The following is a 19,016-nucleotide window of genomic DNA, read 5'->3' as shown; positions in this document are numbered from 1 at the left end:
GAAGCACAGATAGTGGAAGCATAAATAGTACAAGCATATCTAAATCTGAAGGCTCAGGTGGCGGTTCAATGCCAGTTTGGCTTCTGCTTGCAAGTTTAACTGCTGTCTTTGTAAGACGTAGAAGGCAAGTGACACTTCATTAAATACGTCTAAGTTAAAGCAAAAGGCCAGAAGTTTTCTTCAGGCCTTTTTTGTTGAAAAGTGTTTTTAGTTTAATTGTAACCATATAAAAAGCTTTGCTCTGTATGTTCATTTTCTTGATCTTCAAGTTGCATAAGGTTTGCGACTTCTTGTTGGTATGACTTACTTTTCTTTAAGTCTTCTTCGCTACTCCCTTTAATGACGCCTTGGCTCTTTAATTCAGTTGGCATTTGGGTGATCTCTGAAATCTTCATCTTATCTCTCCTCGAGTTGCACGCTTTGAAGTATTGGTATTTCTGTGTTGTTTTGCAGAAGTTGTACCAAAAAAACTTATGTAGACACTTTAAGTAGTTATAGAAAAAATTTATTGATCTCGCTTGCTATTTCTTAAATTAATTGCATCAATAACGGGCAGTAACTCCTCAATTTAGTGCAAAACGACCATGACAAAGCCATATTCTCAAGCATGTGAAAACAATAAAGACCCAATTCTGAGTAAGTTAAAACCTTATCTAATGGGCAAAGAAGATATTTTAGAAATAGGAAGCGGTACCGGGCAGCATGCGGTGCATTTTACAAAGCATCTTCCGAATATAATTTGGCAAACGGCAGATCAAGCCATGCATCATGAAGGGATTAACGCATGGTTAGATGAGGCTAAGCTGAGTAATTTATTTGCGCCTATTACCCTAGATTTAAATTATGATTGGCCCGTGACTGAAAAGTACGATGCAATTTACACTGCTAATACGCTCCATATAGTGTCTGAGACTTTGGTTGAAAAGCTAATCATAGGTGCGGCTAAACACAGTCATTCGAAAAGTCATTTATTCATTTATGGCCCGTTTAACTACAATGGCCAGTTTACCAGTGAAAGTAATCAAGGCTTCGATGCCATGCTGAGGGCAAGAGACCCACAAAGTGGTATTCGAGATCAAGAATGGGTTGTTTCTTTGGCGAAGAAACAAGGCTTTGAATTAGTTCAAGACCATGAAATGCCAGCGAATAATCGACTATTGGTGTTTAAACGGTAACTTAGCTTCACACTCGATAAAGTACTGCTGTAAGGCTTGGGTTTCTCTTTCGCAGTAGTCTTGTAGCGCGATTTTAAACTCTGGCCTAAACAAGGTGTGGTAAGAGTGACGCCAAACAGGTTCAAAACCGCGTGCGAGCTTATGCTCTCCTTGCGCGCCGGCATCAAAAGTAACGATGCCTTCTTTTATCGCAAGTTCAATGCCTTGGTAATAACATAGCTCAAAGTGAAGCGAGTCATATTGGGACTCAATTGCACCCCAATAGCGGCCGTATAGGGTATCGCCTGAAATAAAATAAAGGCTAGTGGCGACAATATCATCATCTTTGAATGCGCAGCATAAACGAACTGCATGCGGTAAGCTTTTTATTATCAAAGCGAAAAATTCGCGATTTAAATAGCCATTATGACCTGAGCGCTTTAAATAAGTCAGACGGTAACTTAAATAAAAGGCATCGAGTAAGGTGTCATTAATATCACAGCCTGAAAACCAATTTATGGTTAAGTTCTGTTGTTGTACTTTTAAGCGCTCTTTACTGACCATTTTTCGCTTTCGAGCATTAAGCGCTGATAGAAAGTCACTGAAGTTTTGATAGCCTTTATTTTGCCAGTGAAATTGCACATTACGCCTATGTATTAAGCTAGTGTTAGCGAAATTACTGTGTTCAGATAAAAAGTTAAGATGAATGCCGCTGAACCCATTTTCTTCTAACTCAAGTAATGTTGCTTCTATATAAGCTATTAATTCAGGTGTGATGTGCTGGCTGAGAATACGAGGACCTTGCACTGGGGTAAAAGGCACACCACATAGCCATTTAGGATAATACACTAGCCCATATCTTTCATAGGCTTCTGCAAACGCCCAATCAAAGACGTATTCACCATAAGAGTGGTCTTTTAAATAGCCAGGTAAGATAGCCACAACATGACCGTTTTGCTTAATTACAAGGTGCTGAGGCTGCCAGCCAGTTTGTTTGTTTACACATTCACTGATTTCCAATGCACTGAGCCAAGCATAACTGGAAAATACATGGTCATTTGTCAGTGTGTTCCAAGTATGCTCCGAAATATTTGAAATAGAGTCTATAAAGTCACGCTGGTAGGTCATCGGGTACACAAAAAATTAAGGCTATTTTAAATGGCATGATATCAGATTTAATTTTGCCTTAAACTGCCCTTGTGCGCTAAATAAAAAAGCAAGCTTAGAGCTTAGCGTGCTCAATAAATGTTCGGTTTTTAAACACCTGTGACTTAAGCCAATTTATCACCCGGTTTAATTGATTGGTCATAACTACATTGATTTATATACAATAATATTACTTGTGAGCGTATGCCTTATGCTGTGTGAGAGATCTACCTGTAATTAAAAATTAATCATTTTTTGACCTAAAATCGTTTGACTTAGCTTGAGAGGGCTTTACTATGAAGACAGACAAAAATTTGTCAGTGTTTATAAATTTCCACCACGTTATTGTATGAGTCATACTTGTAGTACCGTCCTGAAGTTTTTAAGTACCGTCTAGTTTTTGCTCTATGCGCCCACAAGGGCATAGTTAATTTTAAAGATCAGGATATACATATTATGTCTAATACAGTTACTGGTACCGTTAAGTGGTTTAACGAGTCAAAAGGTTTTGGTTTCATTGCACAAGAAAATGGTCCAGATGTTTTCGCACACTTCAGCGCTATCAAAGGTGACGGTTTCCGCACTCTAGTTGAAGGTCAGAAAGTAGAGTTCACATTAGCTACCGGTCAAAAAGGCCCACAAGCTGAGAACATCACTGTACTTTAAGTGTTAATCACTTAACAAGAAAGCAAGCACTAGCTTGCTTTTTTTATATGTGGTGCAAACTAGTGAACGAAGTTCGCGCTGTTTGCGCAAGGTGAAAAGAGCAAATTTAACTACATTAGAACCAGACACCCTATCGAAGCAAGGTTATTTTTGCGCAAGGGCGAAACGCGTCTTGAGGCTTGCGAGTGCGCGCAGCAAGACTAGCGTTGAGCGTGAGGCCTTGGATGGGCCGAACCGGACCCAAGCTACATGGACGTAATATACTCACTATACTTTATCAAGACCGAAACGAAGTTTCGCAGCACGAGGAGGTGAGGGTATGGATACCCGATGGACGTAGCTACATGGATGTAAAACAACACCGAGCCTAATTCCCCCCTTATTTACAACACTAGAAAGCAACCATAATTAAAAAGTTATCCGTTTAATAAAAATCTCACTTTCAATATTTCACTCAATATCCCCTCCCCAATATTCACCAAACTTATAAACACTATATTTGAATATTGTCGACAATCTTGTCGTTTTCAGGTTGACGTGCACGTAAAGCACTACTATATTGTCTACAACTTATTAAACACGGCTTTAAGATTTACTATGTCGATTTTTCATGAAAATGCTGTAACAGCCTCAGATAAAGCGTTTTTTCGCTTAAGAAAAGAGATTGTAGAAGGTGAAATCCCAGCATCAGCAAAACTCAGTGAAACTGAGTTGTCGACAAAATATGAAGTGAGCCGTGCCGTAGTCCGAGAAGCAATTAACCGTTTAGAAAGCTGTAACTTGGTTGAGCGCAAGCCAAATGTGGGTGCACGTGTAGTGGCATTAAGCCCTGAGGGATTAATTGAACTTTATCAAGTGCGTGAGTCACTAGAAGGCATGGCGGCGCGTCTTGCTGCAACTAATATGTCTGATGACGAAGTGGCAGAGCTGAAAATGCTCCTAAATAGCCAATCAGAAAATATCAAAACTACTGAGCGCTATTATCAAGAAGCGGGCGATTTAGATTTTCATTACCGTATTATTCTCGGCAGCAAAAATAATCATTTAATTAATATGTTGGTCAATGGCTTATATCACTTGGTGCGTATGTATCGCGTGCAGTTAGGCATGGCAGGTCCTCGCGTAAGTACCGCCTTTGACGAGCATAAACATATAGTGCAAGCCATCAGCAATCGCGACCCTGAGTTGGCCGAAATGTTGATGCGCCGACACATTATGTATTCAAAAAATAATATCGAAGCCAAACTCCAGCAGTGAGCTTCACCATAAATCAAATTCAGGAAATTAGAGAGAACATCATCATGACAGCAGGAAATATCAGTGCGGGTAAAAAATTCCGCGATGCATTAAAAGCCAATCAACCACTACAGATCGTGGGCACCATTAATGCCTACAGCGCAATGATGGCGAAGAAAATCGGCCACCAAGCAATTTATTTATCTGGCGGTGGTGTTGCAAATGCCTCTTATGGTCTTCCTGATTTAGGTATGACGTCTCTTAACGACGTCATTGCTGACGTACAACGTATTACCTCTGCATGTGAGCTGCCACTGATGGTGGATATCGACACAGGTTGGGGCGGCGCGTTCAATATCGCAAAAACAGTACGTGATATGGAAAAAGCCGGTGCAGCAGCCGTGCATATGGAAGACCAAGTGGCACAAAAGCGCTGTGGTCACCGTCCAAATAAAGAGATCGTATCAACCGAAGAAATGGTTGATCGTATTAAAGCGGCAGTCGATGCGCGTACTGATACTGATTTCTTCATCATGGCGCGTACTGACTCATTTGCACAAGAAGGCTTAGAAGCCGCGATTGAGCGTGCAAAAGCTTATGTTGCTGCTGGTGCTGATGGCATTTTTGCAGAAGCAGTACAAACGGAAGAACACTACCGTGCATTTAGCGAGGCGCTAGATGTGCCAATTTTAGCGAACATCACAGAATTTGGTAAAACAGAGCTTTGGAACAAAGAAGAGCTTGGCGAGTGGGGCGTAGATATGGTGCTTTACCCACTGAGTGCCTTCCGTGCAATGAACAAAGCCGCTGAATTGGTTTATCAAAGCATTTTACAAAACGGCGATCAAAAAGCTGTCATCGATACCATGCAAACTCGTATGGATCTTTATGATTACCTTGGCTATCACGACTACGAGCAGAAGCTTGATGCGTTGTTCGCCGAAGGCAAAAATAAATAATTATAAGTAGTAATTTTGAAGTGCAGGCAATGAACCTGCACTCAGCACATATCAATACCCAGCAGGTAAAAATAATTCAGGAGACAACATCATGGCAAAAGTACTAAGCGGTGCAGGCCTACGCGGACAAGTAGCGGGTAAAACAGCATTATCAACAGTAGGTAAATCAGGTTCTGGCCTAACTTATCGTGGTTACGACGTAAAAGATCTAGCTGAAAAGTGTCAGTTTGAAGAAGTGGCGCACCTTATCTTAAAAGGCCACCTACCAACGCAAACAGAGCTAGACGCATATAAAGACAAACTACGTGCAATGCGCGGTCTGCCACAAGCCCTTAAAGATGTACTAGAGCGTATTCCAGCAGATGCACACCCAATGGACGTATTACGTACGGGTTGTTCAATGTTAGGTAACCTTGAAGGTGAAGCGACATTTGATGAGCAAGACCAAGTAACCGATCGCATGCTAGCGGTTTTCCCAAGTATCATTTGTTATTGGTACCGTTTTAGCCATGATGGTGTGCGTGTTGACGTTGAAACAGATGATGATTCAATTGGTGGTCACTTCCTTACAATGCTACACGGCGAAAAAGCCAAAGAATTACACGAGCAAGTTATGCATGTGTCTCTAATTCTTTATGCAGAGCATGAATTTAATGCGTCTACTTTCACAGCGCGTGTTTGTGCATCAACGCTTTCTGACATGCATTCATGTGTAACAGGTGCGATTGGTTCACTTCGTGGCCCACTACATGGCGGTGCTAACGAAGCAGCGATGGAACTGATTGAAGGCTTTACTTCACCAGAACATGCTGAAGCTGAAATGATGGGTAAACTTGAGCGTAAAGAGAAGATCATGGGCTTCGGTCACGCGATTTACTCAGAATCAGATCCTCGTAACGAAATCATCAAAGGCTGGTCTGAAAAGCTAGCGGCTGATGTAGGCGACGACGTACTTTACCCAGTATCAGTGCGTTGTGAAGAAGTCATGTGGCGTGAGAAGAAACTATTCTGTAACGCTGATTTCTTCCACGCATCTGCATACAACTTCATGGGTATTCCGACTAAGCTATTCACGCCTATCTTCGTTATGTCTCGTCTAACGGGCTGGGCTGCACACGTGATGGAACAACGTGCTGACAACCGTATTATCCGTCCTTCTGCGGAATACACAGGTGAAGAGCTACGCCCTGTAACGCCAATTTCAGAGCGTTAATTTAAATCGTATTATTTAAAGTGTGGCGCCTTAACCTTATTAAAGGGCCGCACTTTCAATTCAATTGATTTTAGCCTTTTCTACCCCGTCACCGAAGATAGAATTATGAACACCAAATACCGTAAAATCTTACCTAATTCTCAACTTGCTTATTACGATACCCGTGAAGCCGTTGATGCTATTAAACCTGGCGCGTATGCCACACTCCCTTACACATCCCGTGTACTTGCAGAAAATCTAGTTCGCCGTTGTGAGCCTGATAAGCTAGATGCTAGCTTATCGCAGTTAATTGAGCGCAAACGCGACTTAGATTTTCCTTGGTTCCCTGCACGTGTTGTGTGTCACGATATTTTGGGCCAAACCGCTCTTGTTGACCTGGCTGGCTTACGTGATGCGATTGCTGCAAAAGGTGGCGATCCGTCTAAAGTAAACCCAGTAGTTCCGACTCAGCTTATTGTTGATCACTCGCTTGCGGTTGAGCATGCTGGTTTTGAAAAAGATGCGTTCGAGAAAAACCGTGCCATTGAAGACCGTCGCAACGACGACCGCTTCCATTTTATTAACTGGACAAAAACAGCATTTAAAAACGTTGACGTTATCCAACCAGGTAACGGCATCATGCACCAAATCAACCTAGAGAAAATGTCGCCAGTTATCCATGCCCGTGACGGTGTAGCATTCCCTGATACATTGGTTGGTACTGATAGTCATACGCCACACGTTGACGCACTGGGTGTCATTGCAGTAGGTGTTGGTGGCCTTGAAGCCGAAAGCGTCATGCTAGGTCGTGCTTCTTATATGCGCCTACCAGATATTGTTGGTGTTGAACTGACAGGCAAAGCACAACCGGGTATCACCGCAACTGATATTGTATTAGCAATCACAGAATTCTTAAGAGCTGAAAAAGTAGTTGGCGCTTACTTAGAGTTTTATGGTGAAGGTGCTGCAAGCTTAACACTTGGCGACCGTGCAACCATCTCAAATATGACGCCTGAGTATGGTGCGACAGCGGCGATGTTCTACATCGACCAACACACCATCGATTACTTAAAAATCACAGGTCGTGACGACGAGCAAGTTCAGCTTGTTGAAAACTACGCGAAAGAAACAGGTCTTTGGGCCGACAGTTTAGAAACTGCAGAATACGAACGCGTTTTAACTTTTGATTTATCAACGGTTGGCCGTAACATCGCAGGCCCTTCTAACCCACATCGTCGTGTATCTACTTCAGAACTTGCACAAGCGGGTATTGCTGGCACAGTTGAAAACGAAGAAGGCAAAATGCCAGACGGTGCGGTGATCATCGCAGCAATCACCAGCTGTACCAATACTTCTAACCCGCGCAACGTAATTGCCGCTGGCCTACTTGCACGTAATGCCAACGCAAAGGGTTTAACTCGTAAGCCTTGGGTTAAATCATCACTGGCGCCGGGTTCAAAAACAGTAAAAATGTATCTTGAAGATGCTGAGTTATTGCCTGAATTAGAGCAACTTGGTTTTGGTGTTGTGGCATTTGCTTGTACGACTTGTAACGGTATGAGCGGTGCGTTAGACCCGAAAATCCAACAAGAGATTATCGACCGCGATTTATATTCTACAGCGGTACTGTCTGGTAACCGTAACTTTGATGGTCGTATTCACCCTTATGCAAAACAAGCTTTCTTAGCGTCGCCGCCGCTGGTTGTGGCGTATGCGATTGCCGGAACCATTCGCTTTGACATCGAAAAAGATGTTCTTGGTCATGATCAAGACGGTAACCCAGTTACCCTGAAAGACTTGTGGCCAACGGATGAAGAGATCGACGCAGTTATTGCAAAAAGCGTGAAGCCAGAGCAATTCCGCCAAGTATATGAGCCAATGTTTGACTTAAACGTCGATTATGGCGAGAAGAATGATCCGCTTTACGACTGGCGTGAAATGAGTACCTATATCCGCCGCCCACCATATTGGGAAGGCGCACTAGCAGCTGAGCGCACCATGAAAGGCATGCGTCCACTTGCTGTATTAGGTGACAATATCACTACCGACCACCTATCACCTTCAAATGCAATTTTAGCAAGCAGTGCTGCCGGTGAGTATTTGGCGAAGATGGGTCTGCCAGAAGAAGATTTTAACTCATACGCAACACACCGCGGTGACCACTTAACGGCGCAGCGTGCAACTTTTGCTAACCCGAAACTGTTTAACGAAATGGTGTTAGACGAAAACGGTGAAGTAAAACAAGGTTCACTGGCGCGTATTGAGCCAGAGGGCAAAGTAACGCGCATGTGGGAAGCCATCGAAACCTATATGGAACGTAAGCAGCCATTGATCATTGTGGCAGGTGCTGATTACGGTCAGGGGTCGTCACGTGACTGGGCAGCCAAAGGTGTGCGTTTAGCCGGTGTTGAAGTGATTGCAGCAGAAGGCTTTGAGCGTATTCACCGTACAAATTTAATCGGAATGGGTGTATTACCTCTGCAATTTGAAGCCGGTACAACCCGTAAAACACTCGGTCTTGATGGTACTGAAACCTATGACGTTATTGGTGAGCCAAGCCCAGGTGCAACATTAACCTTATTGGTTAATCGTCAAAACGGCGAGCGTGTTGAAGTGCCTATGTTATGTCGCCTAGATACCGCAGAAGAAGTATCAATTTACGCGGCTGGCGGTGTTCTTCAAAGATTCGCACAAGACTTTTTAGAAGCTAATAATTAATAAATAAGCGAATGAGGCTTTCTCATTCGCTTTTGAAGGATTTTTAAATGGCTTTCAAACCACAAATTAAAGTACCAGCAACTTATATGCGTGGCGGTACCAGTAAGGGCGTGTTTTTCAACCTTGCTGATCTACCCGCTACGGCACAAGTTGCAGGCGAAGCTCGTGACAATTTATTGCTACGCGTGATTGGCAGCCCAGATCCATACGCAAAACACACCGATGGTATGGGCGGTGCAACGTCAAGCACCAGTAAAACCGTGATTCTGGCAAAAAGTGATGTGCCTGATCACGATGTAGATTACCTATTTGGTCAGGTTGCGATTGATAAACCTTTTATCGATTGGAGCGGAAACTGCGGAAACTTAACCGCTGCGGTAGGCGCATTTGCGATCAGTAATGACCTAGTTGACGCTGAGCGTGTGCCTGAAAACGGCATTGCGGTTGTGCGCATTTGGCAAGCAAACATCAAAAAAACCATCATCGCGCATATCCCTATGACTAATGGAGAAGTGCAAGAAACCGGTGAATTTGAGTTAGATGGCGTGACTTTCCCTGCTGCCGAAGTGGTGGTTGAGTTTATGGATCCAGCTGACGGCGAAGGCGATATGTTCCCATCAGGTAACTTGATTGATAGTCTTGAAGTGCCGGGTATTGGCACTTTCCCTGTGACCATGATCAACGCAGGTATTCCGACCCTATTCTTTAATGCAGAAGATTTAGGGTACACAGGCACAGAGCTACAAGAATCCATTAATAGCGATCCAGCCGTGCTTGAGCGCTTTGAAACCATTCGCGCCCATGGTGCAGTGAAAATGGGTTTGATCAAAGATATTGAAGAAGCAAAAGTACGTCAGCATACGCCGAAAATCGCGTTTGCTGCACCTGCGCAGGCTTATACCGCTTCAAGTGGTAAAGCGATTGCAGAGTCTGATATCGATGTGTGTGTACGTGCACTTTCGATGGGTAAGCTTCATCACGCCATGATGGGCACAGCGGCTGTTGCTATTGCGACCGCTGCTGCAATTCCTGGCACCATAGTGAATTTGGCTGCTGGTGGCACTGAGCGTGAAAGCGTCACCTTTGGTCACCCATCGGGCACATTAAAAGTCGGTGCAGCTGCAAAACTTGTTGATGGTAAATGGCTGGCTGAAAAAGCGGTCATGAGCCGAAGCGCACGAGTGCTAATGGAAGGCTCAGTACGCGTACCGCAGAATTAATTAAAAACCTACTCAAGTTAATTTAAGCAAATTGTTCATGAGTTGTGATACTCCTAAGGCCCAAGAGGGCCTTTTTTAATGGCTGAATCACTCCGTATTTATATTTTCAAAGTAAAGGGATTAGGAATAAATGATAGAAGCAATCACCACCCTGGCACTCACAACCGCACTTCTATTAGGCTCGCCTGGGCCTGCACCGCTAGCCCTAGCAGGTGTCGGTGCCAGTTTTGGTTTTAAGCAAGGTTTAGGATTTCTTGCTGGTATTCTACTCGGCTTGCTGGTGGCAATTAGCTCGGTGGCATTGGGGTTAGGTAGCTTGTTTGAGCAACTCCCGATGGTCAAATTAACCTGCCAAGGTATTGCAACCGCTTACTTAATTTACGTGGCTTACAAGATCGCGATTAATACCAACGGTATAGAGCAAAGAGCAGGTGCAGCGCCAAGCTTTAAAGATGGCTTTATATTAAATTTAATCAACCCTAAAGCCTATGCCGCGTTTTTAGCGATTTTTTCGAATTTTATGGTACCTGCAACATCACTTGTTTACAGCGCTATGATAACGGTTATGGTGAGCTTTATTGTAGCCGTCATCGTTGATGGATTATGGATGGCAATTGGCAGCAAATTGCATCAACTTTTTTCTAAACCTAAACAAGCACTGTATTTACGTTTTATCTGCGCTGGGCTTATGGTAATTAGTGTTTTGCTCGGTTTATTTATTTAGATTGTGATTTAGTAAAAGAAAAAAGGTAGATTGTTAAATCTACCTTTGCTCCATCTGGAAGTTGAAAAAATTAAAACTCTTTAAACCAAGATAATGTGTAATAACGGCCTCTTGGATTTGGTCCACGATCGTATCCTCTTGCTGTATCAAAGAATGGAGGTGTTTCACCAAATGGGTTTTGTATTGTTAAATTAAAACGACCATACTCGTCAGCATCATACCCAAGATTAAAAGTTTTTAGGTCATAAGACGGTGACCAATCTCTTGCATAGTCTCTTGCGGTTCTATATTTGTCTTTCTCTGGCACATCTGATAAATCTAATTCGATATCTTCACTTGAATTGAAGGCCGCACTGCCATAAGCCACCGTAAACGATGAGGACCAATTGTCCATATTCCAGTAAATGCCGTAAGACTGCTTTGTTTCCAAGTTATTATATCGACCAATCGACGGTGTCCATTCATCATCGCCTAAGTACTGATCATCACCGAGTGTAATTTCAGCTAAAGAATAAGTTAAGTTAAATTGTCCAAATTGTGTCTCTGGAAAAGTATAGTTAAGGTCCAAGTCATAGCCTTGTGAGCGGGTTTTTCCTATGTTGATGATGATACTTTTATAGTACTCAAGGACATGAGTTTCGGGATTACGCTGAATTAGATCACCAAATAGCTCGCCATTTGTTCGAGCGTTCTCTCTAAGCATGACACGAGTTAAACGTTCAGGTGCATTTTCGATGTCAACTTTCCAAAAGTCTAAAGTTGCGGTAAAGCCATTTATGTAATCAGGTGTCCAAACTAGCCCTAGATTTCGCGATGTTGATGTCTCTGGAAGTAAGTTTTCATTTCCACCCATTTCAAAACCCCATTCATAGGGACCGGCCTTGGCAACTTTAGCGCCGAAGCTCTTGCATAATGGCAGTTCGTCCCAACCTGTTTTACTACATGGATCTGACGAATTTGAATACCATCTGTCAGTGAATACTTCTTTACCACGATATAAGTCAAATAAGGTCGGTGCTCTAAATCCTTCTGAATAATTTGCTCTCACCAGAAGTTCATCAATTGGTTTCCAATATGCATTAAATGACGGTGTACTTGAAGAGCCTGAATCACTGTAACTTGAATACCGAACAGCAATATCAATACTAAGGTGTTTCGCTAAATAGGCATCTTGAAGAATTGGAAAACTCGCTTCAAAATAGGCTTCTTTAATTTTACGTTTAGGAGGTAAGTTACTGTCCTCTTGCCCTAAATTTCCAACTAATTTGTACTGGCCTCGAACTTCGTCATACTCATTACTGGCTATTTCTGTCCTATATTCTGCGCCAACCGCTAATTGAATAGCACCTGCCGGTAACTCATATACCTCGCCGACAGCGCTGACGTTAATGGTGTTTGTGACTGCCTCATGCTCAGTCCAAATACCATCAATCATAATATCATCAGGTAGTTGCTCGTTGAGTGCCTCAAGATCTAAGAAAGGATTCAGCTCTGTGCAATTATTTTCTGGTAAGCACACCTCTGGACCACTTAAGCTGTCTTGCAATAATGTTCTGTTCAATGCGGCAGGATAATCTGTTCTAGCCTTATAGCTGCTATGAACAATATCAGCAGACCATGACCAATCTTCTGATAGTTCCCCCTTTAGTCCCAAGCGAATATGAAGCGGCGTTATTTGAGTTGTGGTATTACGTTTATTGATGTCAGTTAAACGGCGATTCATCCGAACATCACGGCCAAATGGATTGTATTTGTTATTTTCACTGACAAATAAGCGAGAAACAACGGCGGCGGCTTCTTGTGCATAATTATCTTTGTTTGCATAGAGGAGTTGGAATGTCCCTTCTAAGGTATCTGAAAAGTCATAATAAGAATTGAGTAAGATGCTATATTCTGTTCTTTCAGATGCATCGAGGGTTTCGCTTTGAAAGTTATAACCGTGAGCATCCTTATAAATTTTTTCTACCTCTTCTTGCGCAAGGTCTTCTAGTTCCCAACAAGCTTGTCCAGATTCCCCTGTGTATGTTGCCGAATATGGTATGAAATCAGAAGTGCTATTTCCTTGGGTGCCATTATTTCTATGCAACATATGATATGTAGCTGTTGCCGTATCTTCGTTACATTCCGCATAGGTAAAATTGCCATCAGGTCCATAGATACTATTCCAGTTTGTTCCCTCGAATATTCCATGTATTTTCTGATCACGACGATCTGGGTCATAAAAGCTGCGATTTCCTCTATTAAATGTATTAACCTTCTTAGCCTCTACACCTAAAGTGAAGCCGCTTCTATCAAAGCTTTTGCCACCGACAAAACTGAAAGTATGCGTAGGGGCGTCGTTATATTCACTTATTCCCGTAGACGCATTCAGTTTAACACCATCAAAATCTTTCAATAATTGATAGTTAATGACACCGGCAATAGCATCTGAGCCGTATATTGCAGAAGCTGAACCTTTTTTAATGTCAACACGTTTTAGCATGGTAGTCGGTATAACTGAAATATCCACTGAACCGTCGGTGTCTGCTGCCATTCGCACACCATCTAACAGGTTAAGTGTACGCGCATAGCCTAATCCTCTTAATTGTACTTTCTGTCTGCCATCATTATTTCTAGCATCAGCGCCAAAGTTTTCATCAATTGATACCTGATTACCATTCATAGCGGGTAGTCGTGTAAACACATCTGTAATAGAGGTAAGTCCACTTAAGGCTATATCTTCACTACTCACGCTAGTTATGGGTAGTGATGAGGTTAGTTCTGGTCTGATTAAGCGAGAGCCAGTCACTGTAACCCGTTCTATTTCTTCTACATTATTTTTTTTAACAGCACTTTCATCGGCTGCAAAGTTTGCAAATGGCAGTGCAATTAAGGCTACATAAATCGCTTTATGAACGGGAGAAAGTTTAAAATGCATAGTGATCCTGTCTTTAATTTTAGTAATTTTTATAAATATTTTATTTGGTTAAATAACCAACAAAGAAGTGTACCTAATGTAAATACTTTGTAAATTGAGAAAAAATCAAGATGTCAAATACTGTTTTGTTATTTAGTATTACCTAATGGAATACTTAAGTTTAATTTGTCATTAGGTAGTTTTACTTTAGTAAGGTGAGGATTTTAGATATTTGATAAATATCTTTATGGATGGTTTACATAATTTGAGCTGTGCGAGATGCTAGCTACTGAATTTTCAAGGGATCACTTATGTTGAATTTAAAATCTAGTCTACAAGTCATTGCGTTTGCAGCCGTTGTGTCTTTCTCTGGCGCAAGCAGTGCAAAAGCCACCTTTCATGCTGAGCATAACGATATCGTTAAAACTGTAAACAGTTACTTTAAAGGCATTGCAGAGTCAGACGAAGCCTTAATAGCGCAAGCTTTTGAGCTAGAAAATGGTCATATAAAGTCTATCGTGACAGATAAAGAAACGGGTAAGCAAAGTATTCGCAGTCAAAAGCTGGGTGACTTTGCCAAGATATTTAAGCAGCCGACTAAAGACCATTGGCAAGCCCATATCCTTTCAATTGATGTGGTTGACGAGCAAATGGCGATGGTTAAGTTGAATTTTGAGACGTCAAAAACCCATTACATAGATTACTTAGTGTTATATAAATTTAATGACGCTTGGCGGATAGTGAATAAGACTTTTGTGGCTAAACCTAAAACCTAATAATAAAAAGCTTGTTTATAATAGACTTAGTTGAGCGAGTAGTCATAAAGACCACTCGCAGTTTATCTCAAAACATGTGCTTTTTAGCGTGCTAAACTTGTTTCATTTTTAAACTTGTTTAAGTTACCTAGCGTCAACGTCTGGGGAACAAAAATGAAATCACTTATCTCGGCTGCCATATTATCTACGGTGGCATTAACCAATACAGCTTTACCAAGTAAAGTTTACGCTTCATCAACTGTAAACACGCACATATCTTCACATAGCCAATACGATTTTTCGTCATTAGCTGATGGTATTCGTATCGTGAATCAGCTCAAAATGGGTATAAGTCCATCTGAACAAGCGTGGCAGCAACTTTTTTCTCATAACGCCTATCAGTTGGTGTTTAGTATTTCGGATCTGACTCAAGAAAAATTAAAAAACCGTTTCGAAATCGCTTTCCTGCCAATGAAAGCTGTGCACTTTGACGCATTAAATGCTTTCGAAAAGCAAGAGGTGAAACATTTAAGGACGGCTTTATATAACTTAGATTGGATCAATGAATACAAAAATATGCTCACTGGCTCTGATGCCGTTGAACGCTCATTAGCACTCGCCAATCAATGGATCCCAAAGGCTTTTCAATCAAAGCAAGCCACACAATATGTATTTGGTTTCTTCGGACAAAACGCCCATGCGAGTGCTGTGGGTGTAGTACTCGACCCTTACCTCGGGTATTTGTCAGACTTACATGCACCTTTTGAACTAGGCGCCCATGAGTTGCACCATAATCTACGTGCAAAAATCAAACTAACAAAGCCACTAGATAGAGAAAATGGCTTCGATAGAGCCATTGACCACATGCAACACGAAGGGGTCGCTAACCTGATAGATAAATCACGTTTTTTAGAAGCGCAGTCACCATTTTCTGATGAAATTAAAAATTACTTTGCGAGTGAATTAAAAAAAGCGCCCAATTATATAATTGCGTTAAATAAAGTCATGAGCGAAGCGGCAAGTGATCATGAAAATGCTGACTTTATGACCTTTCAAAAAGCAGGCTTACCTTTATGGGGTCACGTCGTCGGCTGGTATATGACACAAACCATAGTTAAAGCAGGCATGAAGGAACAACTTGTTGAGTCTATGGTGGCGCCAAGAGCGTTTCCGCATCTTTACAATCAAGCTGTCGAACGACTTGGTACGCAGCAGCCTCAGTTTTCGCAGGCCGTCGTAGATGTGTATCGTCAACGTGCATCGCTATCGCTTTAAAAAGTAAACATAAAATCATGCTGATAAGATGACTTTTCAGGCTAATCTAATGTTATATTGTGCTTAAATTCACATGTTATGAGAATAATTTAATGCGCATATTAATTGTTGGAGCGGGCATTGCGGGTTGTGCTTTGTATCGTCGCTTAAAGCCACTCGGTCATGAGATTGATATTATTGAAAAGTCATCAGAGTTGGCTTCTGAAGGCGCTGCGATTTGTTTACCTGCCAATGCCATGCTAGCGCTAGAGCAACTAGATTTGGCCGAGCAGGTTAAACAGCTTGCTTTTCAAGTTGATCAAATCGAATATGCGCTCTCTTCGGGCAAAACCTTGGCTTCTGCTTCATTACATGAAGCGCCTTTAAATAAAGCGCCTTTTGTTGCTTTGAAGCGCGATGCGCTGATGTCTATTTTAAGAGACGGTATGGCGGCTGATGTGCAGTTAAACACTTGGCCAACAGCACTCAGCCAAGAAAACAATGAAGTGTCGGTGACTTTCAATACAGGCGTTTGTAAAACGTATGACCTTGTCGTTGCGGCTGATGGAATTAACTCAGCCACAAGAGGTATGGTTCAACCAAACACCTCACTGCTGACTCATCAAGTTACTAACTGGCGTTTTATCAATAAAAAACCTAAAGCCAACATACAGCCGACTTATTATGTGGGTAATGACTCTGCATTCATGATTTACCCAATCAGTGACAGTGAGGTGTATTGCTATGGTCAAATTATTGATGAGCAAGGTCAGTATGCTGCACTACCGAGTGATAAAGCACTGCAAGATATTTTCTCAGAATATGATGTGCCTGTTGCGCAATGCGTAAAAGGCTTAACCGAACAACAGCATATAGTGCTGGGGCAGCTTAAGAGTGTTGAGCAAACAGAATCAGTATTTGATCGTGTGGTTTTAGTTGGAGATGCGCTGCATGGTTGCCCGCCAAGTCTGCAGCAAGGTGCAGGCATGTCTTTAGAAGATATAAACTGTCTTGCAGATAACTTGAGTAATAAGCCAGTAGATGAAGCGTTAGAGGCCTATAAAACAGCAAGAGCAGAGCGGATCTCTTGGACGGTATCTGAGTCTAATAAAATCATTAAGTTAGCAGGGTTAGGACGCTCACCAATTGGTCGATTTATTCGCAATAGTATTATTCGATTGAAAGGCCCAGCTAATGTTGTGGGTTGGCGAAAGCTGTTAAATGAACTTGATTAAAGCCATAGGTTAATTTTGAAAAACGCGGTTAAAGTCAAACCGCGTTTTTTATTTGCTTTACTGGTACTTTAACTCACTGACTTCAACAACTGCACTGGTATTCAGCGGGCCATAAATATGTGGAAATAGCCCCAATTCAGGGTTGTTCGTGGCACCTTCATACTTCACCTCAGCAGTGATCAAATCAGGGTCAACTTTTAAAAGAGCAAGCGGCCCTTTATCTTTATAAAATCGTGCAACTACATAGTCTATTTGTAATTCACTACACGCGTGAATAAACCCCTCAGACTCAATTGAAGGGGTTATATAAAAAGGTTGAGCAAGTACATCAGCAACTTGTGTTCGAGGTAAAATTAAATAAATGGCACTTTTCATAATAGAGTCCAACAAACTTTGTATTGAGTATTATAAATAAGTGCCTCAAAAGCGTTAATTAAAAACCTTTGCAAATTGCAGAATTTGATTGAGTACTTTTTGCCTTCACTTGTTTAGCCGTTTCTTCGAGATGAACTGTAAAGGGGTTTTACAGTGTTCTAATTCGATATTAAAACTCGATTAAGATGATTGTGAGTTGAATGCAATATCAGTCATTCATTTGTATTTATGCAGACTGAGTTGTCAAAATCACCTAGCTTTAACTAATCTTTAGTAATCAACGATTAGACGCATTTATCTTCTCCAAATATGACGGCTATGTTACTGATCTAGATACACCCCTGAATGGTATAATTGAAAGAACATTTTTTAAGGAATGTACATGCAACAATTATCTGCTGGAATGATTACTTTGGTTTTATTGAGCTTGATTAGTTTCTATTCTGCTGCTGAAGAGAAAGCTGTCGATACTATAGAGCCGACTGGTATGGAGCAAATTTGGCAACCTGCACCTGATCTTCCTGTCGCCATACAAGAGGTTTACCCAGCGGTGTTTTTAGATCGTATATTCGTTGGGGGCGGCTTCGTGCCATCAAAATCAGAGAGTTTCTATGGCCTTGGGCCAACAAGAAAGATCTTTATTTTAAACCCTGCAGAACAGTTTTGGGAAAAAGCACCCGATTTACCTGAGTCTCGGCATCATTTGGGGATGACGAGCAATATTCATTATGTTTATGCCATCGGTGGTTTCTCCGGCCCTAAGGAGGATGCGTGGCAACCACAACGTTCAGTGTATCGTTTAGACAGCAGAAAGAGTCGCTGGATGAGTGCATCATCTTTACCAATTCCTTTGGCCGAGTCTGTTTATGCAAGCGTTGGTAAAAGCATTCATGTGATTGGTGGGAAAACGCGAAAACGAGGCGAGAAGCAAAATATCGACACCAACGCCCACTACGTGCTGGTGAATAATGCATACTGGCGTAAAGCAAAGCCAGCACCGACTGCACGCGCTTCTGCGGCTGGTGCGGTGATTGGTAATAATATTTATGTGATTGGCGGACGTACAGGCGGTGAAAATCGACAAAACTTAAACACTGTTGAAGTATACGATACCCAAACTGAAACTTGGGAATCTCGCGCTCCTTTACCGATTGCCGCGGCTGGCCTCGCTGCTGCCGTGATTGATGGCAAAATAATCGTCTCTGGTGGCGAAGCCTTTTCAAATACAGGCAATTGGCAAGATGGCAAAGTGTTTAACTCGGTGTTTTTGTATGACCCAAACATTGACGAGTGGCAGGAGCTTGAACCCTTACCGACCCCGCGTCATGGTCACGGTAAAGTGAGTTTAAACGGGGAAGTATATGTGCTGGGTGGCGCCGCTAAAATTGGTCCGCAAGAAACTTTATCAAGCACTTTGATTTATCAGCCAACACAAAACTGATAAAAGAAAAAGCGTTAGAACTTTCTAGCGCTTTTAATTCAGGCT

The 19,016-nt window shown here is 42.1% G+C and carries 16 protein-coding genes; 12 read left to right on the top strand and 4 right to left on the bottom strand.

Annotated elements, in window-relative coordinates:
• Window positions 1–212: 212 nt before the first annotated feature.
• Window positions 213–395 carry a hypothetical protein gene (locus tag CWB72_RS14660; protein WP_130255071.1) on the bottom strand — a complete coding sequence of 61 codons (183 nt, stop codon included), beginning with the start codon at window positions 393–395 and terminating at the stop codon, window positions 213–215.
• Window positions 396–584: 189 nt separating this feature from the next.
• On the opposite strand from CWB72_RS14660, the gene CWB72_RS14655 reads away from it, so the two are divergent.
• Window positions 585–1,175 (top strand): DUF938 domain-containing protein, encoded by a 591-nt coding sequence (locus CWB72_RS14655; RefSeq protein ID WP_138632818.1) that lies wholly within the window; start codon window positions 585–587, stop codon window positions 1,173–1,175.
• Here CWB72_RS14655 and CWB72_RS14650 read toward each other — a convergent pair.
• A complete protein-coding gene (locus CWB72_RS14650) occupies window positions 1,155–2,282 on the bottom strand; it encodes a GNAT family N-acetyltransferase (protein WP_138632815.1) in 1,128 nt (375 codons plus the stop codon). The two genes, CWB72_RS14655 and CWB72_RS14650, sit on opposite strands and share 21 nt — an antisense overlap.
• Window positions 2,283–2,756: 474 nt before the next feature.
• On the opposite strand from CWB72_RS14650, the gene CWB72_RS14645 reads away from it, so the two are divergent.
• From CWB72_RS14645 to CWB72_RS14615, 7 genes are all read left to right on the top strand, one after another.
• Window positions 2,757–2,966 carry a cold-shock protein gene (locus tag CWB72_RS14645; protein WP_058031834.1) on the top strand — a complete coding sequence of 70 codons (210 nt, stop codon included), beginning with the start codon at window positions 2,757–2,759 and terminating at the stop codon, window positions 2,964–2,966.
• 597 nt (window positions 2,967–3,563) lie between these two features.
• Window positions 3,564–4,223 (top strand): GntR family transcriptional regulator, encoded by a 660-nt coding sequence (locus tag CWB72_RS14640; RefSeq protein ID WP_138632812.1) that lies wholly within the window; start codon window positions 3,564–3,566, stop codon window positions 4,221–4,223.
• Between the two features lie 59 nt (window positions 4,224–4,282).
• Window positions 4,283–5,161, top strand: coding sequence for a methylisocitrate lyase (gene prpB / locus CWB72_RS14635; protein WP_138632838.1), 879 nt, complete (start codon window positions 4,283–4,285; stop codon window positions 5,159–5,161).
• A gap of 91 nt (window positions 5,162–5,252) precedes the next feature.
• Complete coding sequence (prpC, locus tag CWB72_RS14630; protein WP_138632809.1) at window positions 5,253–6,374, top strand: bifunctional 2-methylcitrate synthase/citrate synthase; 1,122 nt, start codon at window positions 5,253–5,255, stop codon at window positions 6,372–6,374.
• 105 nt (window positions 6,375–6,479) lie between these two features.
• The gene (gene acnD / locus CWB72_RS14625) at window positions 6,480–9,071 is read left to right on the top strand and encodes a Fe/S-dependent 2-methylisocitrate dehydratase AcnD (protein ID WP_138632806.1); all 2,592 of its coding nucleotides are present in this window, start codon (window positions 6,480–6,482) and stop codon (window positions 9,069–9,071) included.
• A gap of 47 nt (window positions 9,072–9,118) precedes the next feature.
• Window positions 9,119–10,291, top strand: coding sequence for a 2-methylaconitate cis-trans isomerase PrpF (gene prpF / locus CWB72_RS14620; protein ID WP_138632803.1), 1,173 nt, complete (start codon window positions 9,119–9,121; stop codon window positions 10,289–10,291).
• A gap of 130 nt (window positions 10,292–10,421) precedes the next feature.
• Window positions 10,422–11,015: a LysE family translocator gene (locus tag CWB72_RS14615; RefSeq protein ID WP_138632800.1), complete on the top strand. Its 594-nt coding sequence runs from the start codon at window positions 10,422–10,424 to the stop codon at window positions 11,013–11,015.
• Between the two features lie 70 nt (window positions 11,016–11,085).
• On the opposite strand, the gene CWB72_RS14610 is transcribed toward CWB72_RS14615, so the two are convergent.
• Window positions 11,086–13,932: a TonB-dependent receptor plug domain-containing protein gene (locus CWB72_RS14610; protein WP_138632797.1), complete on the bottom strand. Its 2,847-nt coding sequence runs from the start codon at window positions 13,930–13,932 to the stop codon at window positions 11,086–11,088.
• A gap of 290 nt (window positions 13,933–14,222) precedes the next feature.
• Here CWB72_RS14610 and CWB72_RS14605 point away from each other — a divergent pair, with 290 nt between their 5' ends.
• From CWB72_RS14605 to CWB72_RS14595, 3 genes are all read left to right on the top strand, one after another.
• Complete coding sequence (locus CWB72_RS14605; protein WP_138632794.1) at window positions 14,223–14,687, top strand: nuclear transport factor 2 family protein; 465 nt, start codon at window positions 14,223–14,225, stop codon at window positions 14,685–14,687.
• Between the two features lie 153 nt (window positions 14,688–14,840).
• A complete protein-coding gene (locus CWB72_RS14600; RefSeq protein WP_138632791.1) occupies window positions 14,841–15,941 on the top strand; it encodes a DUF5700 domain-containing putative Zn-dependent protease in 1,101 nt (366 codons plus the stop codon).
• Window positions 15,942–16,033: 92 nt separating this feature from the next.
• Entirely contained in the window at window positions 16,034–17,155 is a 1,122-nt protein-coding gene (locus tag CWB72_RS14595) for an FAD-dependent monooxygenase (protein WP_138632787.1), read from the top strand.
• A 57-nt stretch (window positions 17,156–17,212) separates the two neighbouring features.
• On the opposite strand, the gene CWB72_RS14590 is transcribed toward CWB72_RS14595, so the two are convergent.
• Complete coding sequence (locus CWB72_RS14590) at window positions 17,213–17,530, bottom strand: DUF952 domain-containing protein (RefSeq protein WP_138632784.1); 318 nt, start codon at window positions 17,528–17,530, stop codon at window positions 17,213–17,215.
• 382 nt (window positions 17,531–17,912) lie between these two features.
• On the opposite strand from CWB72_RS14590, the gene CWB72_RS14585 reads away from it, so the two are divergent.
• Window positions 17,913–18,971: a Kelch repeat-containing protein gene (locus CWB72_RS14585; RefSeq protein ID WP_138632781.1), complete on the top strand. Its 1,059-nt coding sequence runs from the start codon at window positions 17,913–17,915 to the stop codon at window positions 18,969–18,971.
• Window positions 18,972–19,016: the final 45 nt, after the last annotated feature.

This window comes from Pseudoalteromonas phenolica, from assembly GCF_005886345.1.
Lineage (GTDB): Bacteria > Pseudomonadota > Gammaproteobacteria > Enterobacterales > Alteromonadaceae > Pseudoalteromonas > Pseudoalteromonas phenolica_A.
Note: the sequence above shows the minus strand (reverse complement) of the source record. Positions and strands in the feature narration are given on the sequence as shown.